This window comes from Phenylobacterium sp. Root700, assembly GCF_001429025.1.
GTDB lineage: Bacteria > Pseudomonadota > Alphaproteobacteria > Caulobacterales > Caulobacteraceae > Phenylobacterium.
Genome location: NZ_LMHT01000011.1, coordinates 43884 through 57208, shown reverse-complemented (window position 1 = coordinate 57208; position 13325 = coordinate 43884). Strand labels below are relative to the sequence as shown.

General features: G+C 69.5%; 11 protein-coding genes and 1 pseudogene. 8 read left to right on the top strand and 4 right to left on the bottom strand.

Features of this window, described 5'->3' with window-relative positions:
• Positions 1-1206 (bottom strand): cell wall hydrolase, encoded by a 1206-nt coding sequence (locus ASE02_RS05870; RefSeq protein WP_056732113.1) that lies wholly within the window; start codon positions 1204-1206, stop codon positions 1-3.
• Positions 1207-1363: 157 nt separating this feature from the next.
• Between ASE02_RS05870 and ASE02_RS05865 the strand changes: the two genes are divergently transcribed.
• The 6 genes and pseudogenes from ASE02_RS05865 (at position 1364) to ASE02_RS05845 (ending at position 9181) form a co-directional block, all read left to right on the top strand.
• The gene (locus ASE02_RS05865; RefSeq protein ID WP_056732112.1) at positions 1364-3709 is read left to right on the top strand and encodes a PAS domain-containing sensor histidine kinase; all 2346 of its coding nucleotides are present in this window, start codon (positions 1364-1366) and stop codon (positions 3707-3709) included.
• A 169-nt stretch (positions 3710-3878) separates the two neighbouring features.
• Positions 3879-4961: a quinolinate synthase NadA gene (gene nadA / locus ASE02_RS05860; RefSeq protein ID WP_056732111.1), complete on the top strand. Its 1083-nt coding sequence runs from the start codon at positions 3879-3881 to the stop codon at positions 4959-4961.
• 2 nt (positions 4962-4963) lie between these two features.
• A pseudogene (locus tag ASE02_RS22880) lies at positions 4964-5506 on the top strand (FAD-binding protein); the annotation flags it as partial.
• Position 5507: 1 nt separating this feature from the next.
• Positions 5508-6487, top strand: a 980-nt coding sequence (locus ASE02_RS22875; RefSeq protein ID WP_235536623.1) for an FAD-binding protein, incomplete at its 5' end; no start/stop codon positions are given.
• The gene (gene nadC, locus ASE02_RS05850) at positions 6484-7329 is read left to right on the top strand and encodes a carboxylating nicotinate-nucleotide diphosphorylase (protein ID WP_056732109.1); all 846 of its coding nucleotides are present in this window, start codon (positions 6484-6486) and stop codon (positions 7327-7329) included. The genes ASE02_RS22875 and nadC, both read left to right, overlap by 4 nt.
• Before the next feature lie 208 nt (positions 7330-7537).
• Complete coding sequence (locus tag ASE02_RS05845) at positions 7538-9181, top strand: ATP-binding protein (RefSeq protein ID WP_056732108.1); 1644 nt, start codon at positions 7538-7540, stop codon at positions 9179-9181.
• Between the two features lie 7 nt (positions 9182-9188).
• On the opposite strand, the gene ASE02_RS05840 is transcribed toward ASE02_RS05845, so the two are convergent.
• Positions 9189-9878, bottom strand: coding sequence for a DJ-1/PfpI family protein (locus tag ASE02_RS05840; RefSeq protein ID WP_056732106.1), 690 nt, complete (start codon positions 9876-9878; stop codon positions 9189-9191).
• Between the two features lie 80 nt (positions 9879-9958).
• Between ASE02_RS05840 and ASE02_RS05835 the strand changes: the two genes are divergently transcribed.
• On the top strand, positions 9959-10900 hold the full coding sequence (locus ASE02_RS05835) for a GlxA family transcriptional regulator (protein WP_056732105.1): 942 nt from the start codon (positions 9959-9961) through the stop codon (positions 10898-10900).
• On the opposite strand, the gene ASE02_RS05830 is transcribed toward ASE02_RS05835, so the two are convergent.
• Both ASE02_RS05830 and ASE02_RS05825 read right to left on the bottom strand, forming a co-directional pair.
• Positions 10897-11460: a DUF1003 domain-containing protein gene (locus ASE02_RS05830; protein WP_056732741.1), complete on the bottom strand. Its 564-nt coding sequence runs from the start codon at positions 11458-11460 to the stop codon at positions 10897-10899. The genes ASE02_RS05835 and ASE02_RS05830 overlap by 4 nt on opposite strands.
• An 83-nt stretch (positions 11461-11543) precedes the next feature.
• Positions 11544-12671 (bottom strand): cell wall hydrolase, encoded by a 1128-nt coding sequence (locus ASE02_RS05825; RefSeq protein ID WP_156405924.1) that lies wholly within the window; start codon positions 12669-12671, stop codon positions 11544-11546.
• A 289-nt stretch (positions 12672-12960) separates the two neighbouring features.
• Here ASE02_RS05825 and ASE02_RS05820 point away from each other — a divergent pair, with 289 nt between their 5' ends.
• The gene (locus tag ASE02_RS05820; RefSeq protein ID WP_056732103.1) at positions 12961-13143 is read left to right on the top strand and encodes a hypothetical protein; all 183 of its coding nucleotides are present in this window, start codon (positions 12961-12963) and stop codon (positions 13141-13143) included.
• Positions 13144-13325: the final 182 nt, after the last annotated feature.

Genomic DNA, 13325 nt, shown 5'->3' with positions numbered 1-13325 from the left:
CTAGGGTTCGCCCGGCCCGCCGCCCTGCGGAGCAGCCACCGAGGCCGCCGGCAACGGGATCGGCGCGGGCGAAGCGCCGCTGGCCGCCTCCATGGCCGCCAACGACTTGTTGATTTCCTGGACCTCGTCGGGCGTCGGCTTGCGGCGCGGCGCATAGAGCGTGCCCAGCACCCGAGTCTTCTCGCCGCCATGAGCCGCGGCGTCGGCGACGGTATAGGTCCTGACCTCGCCCGCCACCGCCAGGGTCAGCTTGCGATCGCCGCCGATACCCTGGGCCTCGGGATCGAGCAGGCCGTTGGTGCGCGCGTCGAGCCCGCCGAGAATGGCCGGCGACAGATAGGCCTCGCCGCCCGCATAGCGGCCGGTGAAGGCCGGAGGCTCGCCCCAGGGGCCGGTCCAACGATAGAAGATGTGCAGACCGACCTGCTTCATCTTCACCAGGGTCGGCGCCCAGTAGGGCGCGACATAGTTGGCGTGATAGTGCGTCGCCGACCCCACCGCCTTGTTCACATGACCGGCCAGCGCCTGGCGGGCGATGCGCACGGCCTGCGCCCAGAGGCCAGGCTCGGGGGCGTAGCGCAGCGCGCCGTCGCAGGTGAAGCTGAACTGGCAGCCGGTCTCCCGGGCCGAGCCCTGATAGACCACCCCGCAGACCGATTTCGGATAGGCCGGATGGCGAACCCGGTTCAGCACCACCTGGGCCACCGCCTCCTGGCCCAGCAACGGTTCGCGGGCGCTTTCGTAATAGACCGCCTCGGCCAGGCATTTCAGCGCTCGGGCGCCGTCAGGCCCGCTGGCGGCCAGCACGAAGGGGCGCATGGGGCGGATCGGCAGCTTGGAGAAGCCCCGCAAGGAGTTGATCTCCTCGGCGGTCTCCACCGAGGTCTCACCCAGGCCAAGGTCTGGGATTTGGGTGATATCCAGGCTGGCCCAGCCGATGGTCCGGCCCCAGGGATCGGCCTGCTTGACCGGGTCGTGGCGCTTGGCCAGCGCCAACATGGCCGGATCCATATCGGCGGTGAGCCGCGCCAACCCCTTGTCCGACAGGGTTCCGACGACGCTCGCCAACCCTCTGGACTTGCCCAAGTCCTGGCCCGTGTAGTTCGGATTGGCGCATGCCAACAGCACGACCGCAGCGCCGCAGGTCGCCACCAGGGCCGCGATCAAGCCGCGTTGCGAAAAGATCTGCGATAGGTTCAGGCGCAAGGTCTTACGTCGTTTCCGAGCCGGCCAACATGAAGCCGCAACCGGGCGAAAATAGGGTTCAATCCTTTCGATATCGAGAGTTGCACCAAGCCGCCAGCGCCAGCATGCTCTGTAGGCCGGTTCGCTAGCGACCGGAGTCTTGGGAGCGTCCGGCGCCATGAGCCCCGTCGCCCTGCCGCTTCGCATTCCCCGGCGCTCGCCGCCCTTCCCGGCTGCGCTGGCGATCAGCCTTGCGGCCATGGCCGTAGCCATCGGCGTCAGCGGCATGTTCGTCGGCTGGGACAACGCCTTCAGCCTCTCGCCGACCTACTTCCCCGCCTTCGTCGTCGCCACGCTGTTTGCGGGTCAGCGCTGGGGTTGGATCAGCCTGCTGGCCGCGCTGGGCATCGGGCTCGGCGTGCGCCAGGCCCTTCCGATCGCCTTCGCCGATCAGGCGCAGGTCGTCCTCTACGCGACCTCCGGGGCCGTCACCGTCATGGTCGCCGCGGCCCTGCGCGAAATCATGCTGCGCCTGGACGAGGCCCAGGCCGCGCTCGACCGCAGCGAGGCGCGGTTGCAAATGGCCCAGGACGCCGGCGAGGTCGGCCTCTGGGACTGGGATGTCCTGACCGGCGAGGGCTACTGGTCGCCCACGCTCTACAAGAACCTCGGCCGGCCGCCGGGCGGGGAGTCCAACATCCGCTCGCTGCTCAGCAGCGTGCATCCCGACGACCGCGAGTGGGTGCGGCAAAGCAACATCGCCGCCATCAAGACCGGCAGGATGGCGCCGACCGAATACCGGATCGTGCGCCCGGACGGCGAGATCCGGTGGCTGCTGTCGCGCGGCGAGATGCTGCAGAACGGCGCGGGCGCCATCGTCCGTGCGGTCGGCGTCAATATCGACATCACCGAACGGCGGCTGGCCTTTGAGAAGGTCCGCGAGAGCGACGCCCGGTTCCGCGCCCTGGCCGACAGCGCCCCAGTGCTGCTGTGGGTTTCGAGGACCGACGGCCGTCGGGAGTTCGTGAACCAGGCCTATGTGGATTTCCTGGGTGTTTCATACGACGACGCACTGGCCTTCGACTGGCGCGAACGCCTGTACGAGGAGGACCTGCCCCGCGTCCTGAAGGAGCAGGTCGCAGGCGAGGCCTCGCGCCAACGTTTCACCCTGGAGGCCCGCTACCGCCGCGTCGACGACGCCTGGCGGTGGATCCGCTCCGTCTCCCAGCCCAGATACGGGCCGAACGGCGAGTTCGTCGGTTTCATCGGCATTGGCGTGGACACCACCGACGCCAAGCAGGCCGAGTTCGATCTGATGCGGATCAACGACCTGCTGGCCGAACGGGTCCAGGCGGCGTTGGCCGAACGCGACGAGGCCCAGGCTCGGTTGCACCACGCCCAGAAACTGGAAGCCGTCGGCCAGCTCACCGGCGGGGTGGCCCACGATTTCAATAACCTGCTGACCGTGGTGATCGGCGCCCTGGACCTGATCCAGCGGCGGCCGGACGATGTCGAGCGGCGCGACCGCATGGTCGAGGCCGCTTTGGGCGCCGCCCGGCGCGGCGAGCGGCTGACCCACCAACTGCTGGCCTTCTCCCGACGCCAGGCCCTGAAGCCCGAGGCCGTCCGCATCGACACCTTGCTGAGGGAGAGCGAACAGCTGCTCCGCCGCGCCGCCGGCGAAGCCGTCTCCCTGACCCTCGCCCCCGACGCGCCAGGCGCGGTGACCATGATCGACCCCGGCCAATTCGATGCAGCGGTCATGAACCTGGTGGTCAACGCCCGCGACGCCATCGCCCAGGGCGGCGCCGTACGGCTGGAGACCAGCCTGCGCAGCCTCGCCGAGGGCGAAGTCCAGGACCTCGCCGCGGGGGACTACGTCCAGGTCGTGGTCCGCGACGACGGCGTCGGCATGGCGGCCGACGTTCTGGCCCGCGTCTTCGAGCCGTTCTTCACGACCAAGGATGTCGGCAAGGGCACCGGACTTGGCCTCTCTCAGGTTTACGGCTTCGCCCGTCAGAGCGGCGGCGGCGTGGTGATCGAGACCTCTCCCGGACATGGCGCGGCCGTCAGCCTCTATCTCCCCCGTATCGAGGCCCTGCCGGAGATCGCCGAGCCTGCGCCCGAGCAGAACGCCGCCAGGGCCCGGGCCCTGAACGTCCTGCTGGTCGAGGATGACCTGGAAGTCGGCGACATGGTCGCCGCGATGTTGAGCGAGCTGGGCCATCAGGTGATCCGCGCCGACGGCGTGGAGCGCGCATTGGAGCTGCTGAACGGGCCCGATGATCTGGACCTGTTGCTGACCGACCTGGTCATGCCGGGCGCCCGTTCAGGGGTGGACCTGGCGCGCGCCGCCGCCGCCGTGCGGCCGGACCTGCCCGTTATCCTGTCGTCCGGCTATACCGGAGAAACGCTGTCGACCGCGGTCGACGCGCCCTGGCCCTTGCTGCGCAAGCCTTACTCGGCCGAGACCCTGGCGCGGACCATCGCCCGCTCCATCGACCCCGAGACCCAGGCGGCCTGACCGGGCTTCAAGATAAAGTGGGCTTGTCCCCGACCGAACGGGGGTCTATATGATCCGTCATTGGTTTTGCTCGTTTTGAGCATAATCACGACGCCGACGGGCGCTGCAGACACCCGCGGCGTTTTTTGAGGCCGAGGAAATGCTCAGTTTGAGCATAAGGAGGGACACCATGGCCGACGGTTCGCAATTTGCGTTCACGCCCGCTGTTGAAGCCGCCACCCTTCCCCTGTGGGAAAAGGTCAAGCATCACGTCACCCCGATGGAGTGGCGCCTCCAGGCTCCGCTGATCGCCGAGATCAATCGGCTGAAGCGCGAGAAGGACGCCGTCATCCTCGCCCACAACTACATGACGCCCGAGATCTTCCACGGGGTCGGCGACTATGTCGGCGACAGCCTGGGCCTGGCCAAGGAAGCGGCCAAGTCGGACGCCAAGATCATCGTCCAGGCCGGCGTGCACTTCATGGCCGAGACCTCGAAGATCCTGTCGCCAGGCAAGACCGTGCTGATCCCCGATCTGCTCGCCGGCTGCAGTCTCGCCTCCTCGATCACCGGCGCCGACGTGCGCCTGATCAAGCAGCGCTATCCGGGTCTGCCGGTCGTGACCTATGTGAACACCACCGCCGACGTGAAGGCCGAGACCGACGTCTGCTGCACCAGCGCCAACGCCGTGCAGGTGGTCGAGCATGTGGCCAAGGAATGGGGCGTCGACCGCGTCATCCTGATCCCCGACGAGTTCCTGGCCCGCAACGTCGCGCGTCAGACCGACGTCAAGATCATCGCCTGGCAGGGGCGCTGCGAAGTGCATGAGCGCTTCACGGCCGCCGACATCCTGGAACTGCGGGAAGCCTATCCGAACGCCGAGGTCCTGGCGCACCCCGAGTGCCCGGCCGAGGTGCTGGAAGTCTCCGACTTCGCCGGCTCCACCGCCGCGATGAACGACTATGTGCTGCAGCGTAAGCCCAAGCAGGTGGTGCTGATCACCGAATGCTCGATGGCCGACAACGTCGCGGCCGACGCGCCGGAGACTGAGTTCCTGCGCCCCTGCAACCTCTGCCCGCACATGAAGCGGATCAGCCTGCAGAACATCTATGAGGCCCTGGCCTACGACCGCTACGAGGTCACTGTCGACCCGGCGATCGCCGAACGGGCGCGGCTGTCCGTGCAACGGATGATCGACCTGCCGCCGCCGCTCATTCCGGCGCGCTATGACCTCGTGAAGGCTCGCCACCACGTCGACGTGGAGCTGATCTAGCGGTGGAACGCATCAAGCACGACGGCGTGCTGATCGTCGGCGCGGGCCTGGCTGGCCTGTCGGCGGCGCTGGCGGTCGCCCCGCGCAAGGCGCTGGTCCTGACCGGCGCGCCGGTGAACCAGGGCTGTTCCTCAGCCTGGGCGCAGGGCGGCATGGCCGCGGCGCTGTCGGACGACGACGCCCCGGCTCTGCACGCCGCCGACACCATCGCCGCCGGCGCTGGCCTGGTCGATGCGGCCATGGCCGCGATCCTGGCCGAAGAGGGTCCCGAAGCGGTCCGCAGGCTGGCCTTGCTGGGGGCGCCCTTCGACCGCGACGACCAGGGCCGGTTCGCCACCAGCCTCGAAGCCGCCCACTCGCGCTCGCGCGTGGCCCGGGTGAAGGGCGACCAGGCCGGCCGCGCCATCATGGACGCTGTCATCAAGACCGCGCTCTCGGCCGCGCACATCCAGATCCGCTCGGGCGCGCGGCTGCGCGGCCTGCTGCAGGACGCCGAGGGCCGCGTGCGCGGCGTGCTGGCCGAGGAAGACGGACGCCTGATCGAGNTGATCGAGATCACGGCGGCCGCCACTATCCTGGCCACCGGCGGCATCGGCGGGCTCTACGCCGTCACCACCACCCCGCCCGAACTGAAGGGCGAGGGCCTGGCGCTGGCCGCCATGGCCGGCGCGACCATCGCCGACCCCGAATTCGTGCAGTTCCACCCGACCGCCATCGACATCGGCCGCGATCCGGCGCCCCTGGCCACCGAAGCCCTGCGCGGCGAAGGCGCCAAGCTGATCGACGGAAACGGCGAGGCCTTCATGGCCCGCTATCACCCCGACGCCGAGCTCGCGCCCCGCGACGTGGTGGCCCGCGCCATCCACGCCGAGCGTGAAGCTGGGCGCGGCGCCTTCCTGGACGCCCGCGCCGCCGTCGGCGCGCACTTCCCCGACGAGTTCCCCGCGGTGTTCGCCGCCTGCCTGTCGGGCGGCATCGACCCCAGGGTCCAGCCGATCCCGGTCGCACCGGCCTGCCACTATCACATGGGCGGGATCGTCACCGACGCGGACGGGCGCACCTCGCTCGCCAACCTGTTCGCGGCCGGCGAATGCGCCTCGACCGGCGTGCACGGCGCCAACCGCCTGGCCTCCAATTCGCTGCTGGAGGCCGCGGTGTTCGGCGCTCGCGCCGGGCATGCCGCCCGCGAGGTCCTCGATCCCAAGAGCCGGCCGCTGCGCGCGCTCCCGGCGCCCGACCTGCCGCGCCAGGCGCTCGCCCAGCTTCGCATCGCCATGAGCCGTGACGCCGGCGTGGTCCGCGACGCGCAGGGTCTGACCCGCCTGATCGCCGAGATCGACGCGATGGAGGCCGCCCATGGCCGCGCCGCGCCGCTGGTCGCCGCCCGCCTGACCGCCGAGGCCGCCCTCGCCCGCCCGGCCAGCCTTGGCGCCCACTTCCGCGCCGACGGCGTGGCCGACAAGGCGCCGACGCGGACCTTCATCACGCTTCCTGCCCCCCATTCCTCACGCCTAGCAGCCGAATGACCCCACCGATCCCCGACCTCCTGATCGCGCCCGTGGTCACGGCCGCCCTCGCTGAAGACCTGGGCCGCGCCGGCGACGTCACGGCGCAGGCCTGCATCGCGGCCGACGCCCGGCTGTCGGCCGTGTTCGCCGCCCGGCAATCGGGCGTGGTGGCCGGCCTGGCCTGCGCCCGGCTGGCGGTGCTGGCGCTCGATCCCGACGCGCGCTTCGAAGCGTGCGCGGTCGACGGCGATCTGGTCCAGCCTGGTCAAGTCCTGGCCAAGGTGGAGGCCAATGCGCGCGCCCTGCTCTCGGCCGAGCGCACCGCGCTCAACCTGCTGGGCCGGCTCTCCGGCGTCGCCACCCTGACCCACGCCTATGTGACCGCCGTCTCCGGCACGAAGGCCCGCATCGCCGACACCCGCAAGACGACGCCGGGCCTGCGTCATCTGGAAAAATACGCCGTGCGCTGCGGCGGTGGTCTGAACCACCGCTTCGGCCTGGATGACGCCATCCTGATCAAGGACAACCACGTCGCCGCCTGCGGCGGGGTCGCCGAGGCCCTGAAGCGGGCCCGCGCCGCCGCCGGCCACCTGATGAAGATCGAGGTCGAGGTCGACAGCCTGGCGCAGTTCGACGAGGCCCTGCCGCTGGCGCCCGACGTGATCATGCTGGACAACTTCAGCCTGGAAGACCTGGCGACCACCGTGCGCCTGGCTGCGGGCAAGGTGACCTTGGAGGCCTCGGGCGGCGTCAACCTGCAGACCGTACGCGCGATCGCCGAGACCGGTGTGGACGTGATCAGCGTCGGCGCCCTCACCCACTCGGCGCCGGTGCTCGACATCGGTCTCGACGCGGTCTGAGCCCACCCCAGGCCCGGAATATCGACACGATCCGCGCCAAAACCCAGGATCGTTGATCCCAACCCAAAGTCGCATAACGGCGTCGCCGTTAAGGCTATTTTGCGCAATATCCTGGAAATTGCGCCCCGATCAGTCGGGCGGCGTGATGAAGTTATCGGTTTTTGCTTGGGACGAAGGCTTTGACGGCGTAGCGCGGTCGGCCCGAAAAATGGCGCCGTCGCGGTGGATCGTCGGCGTGCTCAACGTCTTCCTGGTGAGCGCGGTGCTGTCGCCGAAGATCGCGGCGATCTGGGGCGTCGCCTTGGCGCTCGCCGAAATCTGGACCTGGCTCGCCACATCGGTCCAAGGCCGCGGCGAGACTCCGACCCGCCTGGGCCGCCTCTCATATCTCGGCTCAGCCCTGGCGGTGAACTTCACCTGGGTCGGCCTGGCCATCACCTACTGGCTGTCGCCCGTCCCTGGCGCGGAGGTCCTGGCCTTCCTGACCTGGTCGGCCCTGCTGCTCAACGGGATCAGCCATGCTTTCCGCTCTCCCCTGGCGCTGCTGATCTTCAGCACGCCCAGCGCCATCGCCGTCCTTATCGCGGCGCTGCTGTTCCCCCGTCTCGAGGGGCCCCAGCTGCTGGCCGCCGCCATGGGGGCCATGGTCTTCATCGGCTACGCCGCGATCTCGGCCCGCCGCAGCGTGGTCGCCGCCCGCGAGCTCGCCGCCGCCTACCGGGCGTTGGAGACCCAGACCCGCGCGGCCGAGGCGGCCAACCAGGCCAAGTCGGCGTTCCTGGCGATGATGAGCCACGAGTTGCGAACCCCGATGAACGGCGTGCTGGGCATGGCCCACGCCCTGGAGCGCACCGACCTCACCGCCCGCCAAGCCGAGTATGTCGCCACCCTGCTGCGGTCGGGCGGGGGCTTGATGACCATCCTCAACGACATCCTGGACCTGGCCAAGATCGAGGCCGGCCGCTTCGACGTCGAAGATCGTCCCTTTGAGCTGCGCCAAGCCGTCGAGCGCGCCGCCGAACTCTGGACCCCGGCCGCTCGGGAGAAGGGGCTCGCCCTCACCTGGGAGATCGCGCCCGAAATCCAGCCCTGGGTGAGCGGTGACGACGCCCGGCTTCGGCAAATTCTGCAGAACCTGCTCTCCAACGCGGTGAAGTTCACCAGCCAGGGCGAAGTCCGGCTGAGCGTGGCTCAGGCCAGCGCTCCAGATACGGTGACTTTCACGGTCTCAGACACCGGTCCCGGGATCGACGCGGAGACGCAGGCGCGCCTCTTCCAGGGCTTCACCCAGGCCGATTCCAGCATCGCCCGACGCTTTGGCGGCACCGGGCTGGGCCTGGCGATCTCACGCAACCTGGCGCGGCTGATGTCCGGCGACATCATGCTCGACAGCCGCCCAGGCTCGGGCTCTCGGTTCACCCTCACCCTGCCTCTGCCGGCGGCGCTGGCCGGCCCCGTCGCGGGGCCTGAGTCCCGGCTCCCGTTGCGAGAGGCGGCCGCGCGGGCCCTGGTGGTCGACGACAACCGCACCAACCAGGAGGTCGCGCGCGCGCTGCTGGAGGCGCTCGGCCTCACCGTGGCGACCGCGGCCAGCGGCGACGAGGGTCTGGTCGCCCTGGAGGGCGGCGGCTTCGACGTCGTCTTCATGGACATCCACATGCCCGGCATGAGCGGGATCGAAACCCTGGCGGCCATCCGCGCCAGCGGCCGGGAGACCATTCCGGTGGTCGCCCTGACCGCCGACGCCATGGCCGGGGAGCGCGAACGCCTGCTGGCGCTCGGCTTCAACGACTATCTCAGCAAGCCGATCGAGCCCGCCGCCCTGGTTCGCGCCCTGGGACTAGCCGCCTAGCAACACGTCATTGAGCGGGCTCCAGGCGCGCGGCGGCCTGATGGGCGGCGGCCAGCCGCGCATCGGCCCCGACCGCCATTCGCGCCTGCACGCCGGCCAGGACCTCCGGTGAAGCCAGCTCCGGACGCCCCGAGGCGAAGGGCGGCGCCGGCGCGTATTCGAGGCCGAGCTGGATCGACTTGGCCAGGGTCTCCCCCGCCACCTCGGCCGCCACGACAAAGGCGAAGTCCAGCCCCGCCGTCACCCCGCCGCCGGTGATGATGTCGCCGTCACGCGCCACCCGGCTCTCGTCGACGATGGCCCCGAACGGGATCAGCAGGTCGCGCCAGGCCCAGTGGCAGGCCGCGCGCTTGCCGCGCAGGAACCCGGCGGCGGCCAGGATCAGCGAGCCGGTGCAGACGCTGGTCAGGTACTTGGCGCCGCCGCCCAGGCGGCGGATCTGCGCCATGAACGCCTCGTCCAGCATGGCGTTGGTGGTTCCAAACCCGCCCGGCACGCACAGCAGGTCGCAGCGCTCGACCTTCGACAGGTCGGCCAGGTTCGAGAAGGTCAGGCCATCGGCGACCACATCGACCCCGCCCATCGAGGCGACGATGACCTTGGTGTTCGGCAGCCGCGCGAACACCTGGTGCGGCCCGGTGAAGTCGAGGTGGGTGACGTCGGGATAGAGCGGGATGACGATCTGAAACTGGGACATGGCGACCTCCGGGATTTGACGCGCCCACAGTGCTCGGCATAGCCTGCGGCAGAAATGACAATTTTCCCTCGGTTTCAGCCATGACCCGCACGCTCGGCGTTCTGATCTTTCCAGACTTCCAGATCCTGGACGCCGCCGGGCCGATCGCCGCCTTCGAGATCGCCGCGCGCTATGTGCCCGGGGCCTATGAAATCAAGGTGATGGCGCGCCATCCGGGGCCGGTGGCCTCGTCCTCGCGCGCCTTGATGGTGGCCGAGCCGCTCTGCTCCGAGCCGCTGCACACCCTGATGGTCGCCGGCGGCGAAGGCACCCGCGGGCCGGCGCTGTGCCAGGACACCCTGGCCTGGGTCAGCGCGGCGGCGGCCACGGCGCAGCGCACCACCAGCGTCTGTTCCGGCGCTTATGTCCTGGCCGAGGCCGGTCTGCTGGACGGTCGGCGGGCCACCACCCACTGGCAGCGCTGCCCCGACTTCGCGCGGCGCTATCCCAAGGTCCGCCTGGAGCCCGACCGGATCTTCGTACGCGACGGCGATGTCTGGACCTCGGCCGGGATCACCGCCGGCATCGACCTGTCGCTGGCGCTCATCGCCGATGATCTTGGCGAGGAGATCGCCCGCGCCGTGGCCCAGCAGTTGGTCGTCTACCACCGCCGCCCCGGGGGACAGTCGCAGTTCTCCGCCCTGCTGGAGATGGGCGGTCAGGGCGGACGCTTCGCGGCCCTGCTCGACTGGATGCGCGAACGGATGGCCGAGCCCCTCGGTGTCGAGAAGCTGGCCGACAGGGCGGCCATGAGCCCGCGCCATTTCGCCCGCGCCTTCGCCGCCGAGACCGGCATGACGCCCGCCAAGGCCGTGGAGCGTCTAAGGCTCGAAACCGCCCGCGAACGGGTCGAGGGTTCCGCCGATCCGATCGACCGGGTGGCGGAGTTGACCGGCTTCGGAGATCCGGAACGGATGCGCCGGGCCTTCCTGCGAGCGTTCGGCCAACCGCCCCAAGCCCTGCGCCGGGCGGCGCGCGCCTAGTTCCGCCCGGCCGACAGTTCGGCGATCTGAACCTTAAGCAGGTTCAGGGTCTGGTTCTGGGCCTCGACCAGCCGCGCCAGGTCGAGGTTGCGCATGGCGTCCATCTTGTCGTGCAGGTGCATGATCTCGAGTTCGGCGCGCAGGTTCACGACATAGTCGTGCTCGGCGGCGCGCCGGTCCTGCGCGCTCTGCCGGTTCTGGCTCATCATGATGACCGGCGCCTGGATGGCGGCCAGCATCGACAGCATCAGATTGAGGAAGATGAAGGGATAGGGGTCGAAGGCCAGATGGCCGCCCTTGGCGACCTGGTTCCAGCCGATCCATAGGATCAGGGCCAGGCCAAAGCCGATGATGAAGCCCCAGGAACCGCCGATCGAGGCGACCCGATCGGCCAGACGCTGGCCGAAGGTGCGGTCGTCGCGCGACAGAATCGGATCGGCGCCGCTGGGCGTCTCGGCCGCGATCAGATCGATCACGCTCTTCTGCAGAGGGCTGAGCTCCGCATAGGGGCAGTTCAGCAGCCCCTGAGCCAATTCCTCGCTGCGGTTCGCGCCGTTCATGTCCGACATCCTGAAGTCATCTCCTAACCGCCGTCGACGGCCACGCTGGAGCATGACCTATCGCCGGTGGCGGAGAAACGACCTTAGTCGGTCCCGACCATCTGGGTTTCGAGGTCAGACGACGCCGAGAACTTGGCCGGGGTGAGCTTCACAGGCGAGAGCTTGGCCGGTTCGGCGGTTTTGCGAGCCGACGCGGCCGCCTCGGCCGGCGCCAGGGTCGGGCTGGGCGCCTTGGCCAGGACGTCGGCGTGAACGCCGGTGTCGGCGACGGCCGTCGCATCGGGCTTGTCGGTCTTCACGGCGGAGGTCAGCCGCAGCTCGGTGGTGATCTCCATCGGCGCCGAGACGCCCGGCGCGGAGGTGAAGGTCGCGCGCTGGCTGTCCGGGGCGGCCGCGTACATGCGGCTCGCACCCTGGCCGAAGCGATAGAAGACGTGCAGCCCCACCTCGGCGGTGCGCACCAGACGCGGCCCCCAGCTGGGCGCCACATTGACGGTGTGGAAGTGGGTGGCGTTGCCGACGACGGCCATCACCGTGCCGGAAAGCGCCCGCGAGGCGACCTTCTGGGCGCGGTTCCAGGCGGCGGTCTCGCGGCCGCGGCGCATGGAGCCGTCGCAGGCGAAGCTGAACTGGCAACCGATCCGCTTGCCCGCGCCCTGGAAGACCACGGCGCAAACGCTTTTCGGAAAAGCCGGGTGGCGGACGCGGTTGAGCACGACCTGGGCGACGGCGGCCTGGCCGGCCGGCGTTTCGCCGCGAGCTTCGAAGTAGACCGCCTGGGTCAGGCATTCGAGCTCGCGGGAGGTTTCGAGCGCACCGGTCAGATGGAACGGCGCCGCCGTGGGCAACCGCACGTCAAAGCCGCGCCGCAGTGGATTGTGGTTGGTGTCGTGGCGGGGCGAATTTTCCAACCGCGCCGTCAGGACCGCGTTCTGACGATCAATGGAGGCCGTGGTGATGGACGGATCGTGGCGACGCGCGACGCGCAGAACGCCTGGATCCAGAGCCGCGGCTTCACGTTCCAGAATGGAGTCGGAATAGGCGCCCGCCGCGACGCCGGCCAGGCGCGAGGCCCGGGCGTGGTCGGTGGCGGCGCGCGCCATGCCGCCGGCCATGTAGGTCGCGCCCAGCGCAAGCCCAATGCCCGAGCCGATCAATGCGGCGCATGTCGGCCCACGCCAATCGGCGCGTGCCTTACTGTGGAATGTCAAAGAGGTCTTGTCCCGTGTGACGAGGGCGATTTCGCCCCCTGACATCGTCGTCACGGACGCCCCTGCTCATGCTGGCGGCGTCGCGACTGTGAGCCTGTCCAGATACACGTGGAGTGGCAGGCTACGGCGAAGTTGAAGGGCTTATGCCCAGGTGCGCCAGGATTCGCAAGCATATATTGCGCTGCAACATGAAAATTTTTGGAATTTCTTAACCGAACAGGCTGCGGCCGGAACCTTCGCAGCACCTCCTCCGTTCCACGGTCAAGCCGTCACGATCGAAGGAAACCCCATGCGTAAGACCCTCAGCCTGATCGCCGCAGCCGGCCTCGCCCTGACCCTTTCGGCCTGCGGCCACAACGTCGAGCAACGCGCCGCGACCGGCGCGGCGACGGGCGCCGTCGTCGGCGGGCCGGTCGGCGCGGTGGCAGGCGCCGCGGTCGGCACGGCGGTCAGCAAGGCCGCCGACAAGTAGACGAGACAGGGTCCTCCTCCCTCGGGGGGCCAACAGGCGCGCGCCCCGGCTTAGTCCGTATGGGTCATGCGCGACCCGGGGCGCTCCGCCAGGCTCCTATCCGATCAGGAGAAAGCCTAGCGGAGCCGCCATGGCCCACGTCACATATGCGCTCGTCATCCTCATTGCGGTCATTATGGTGG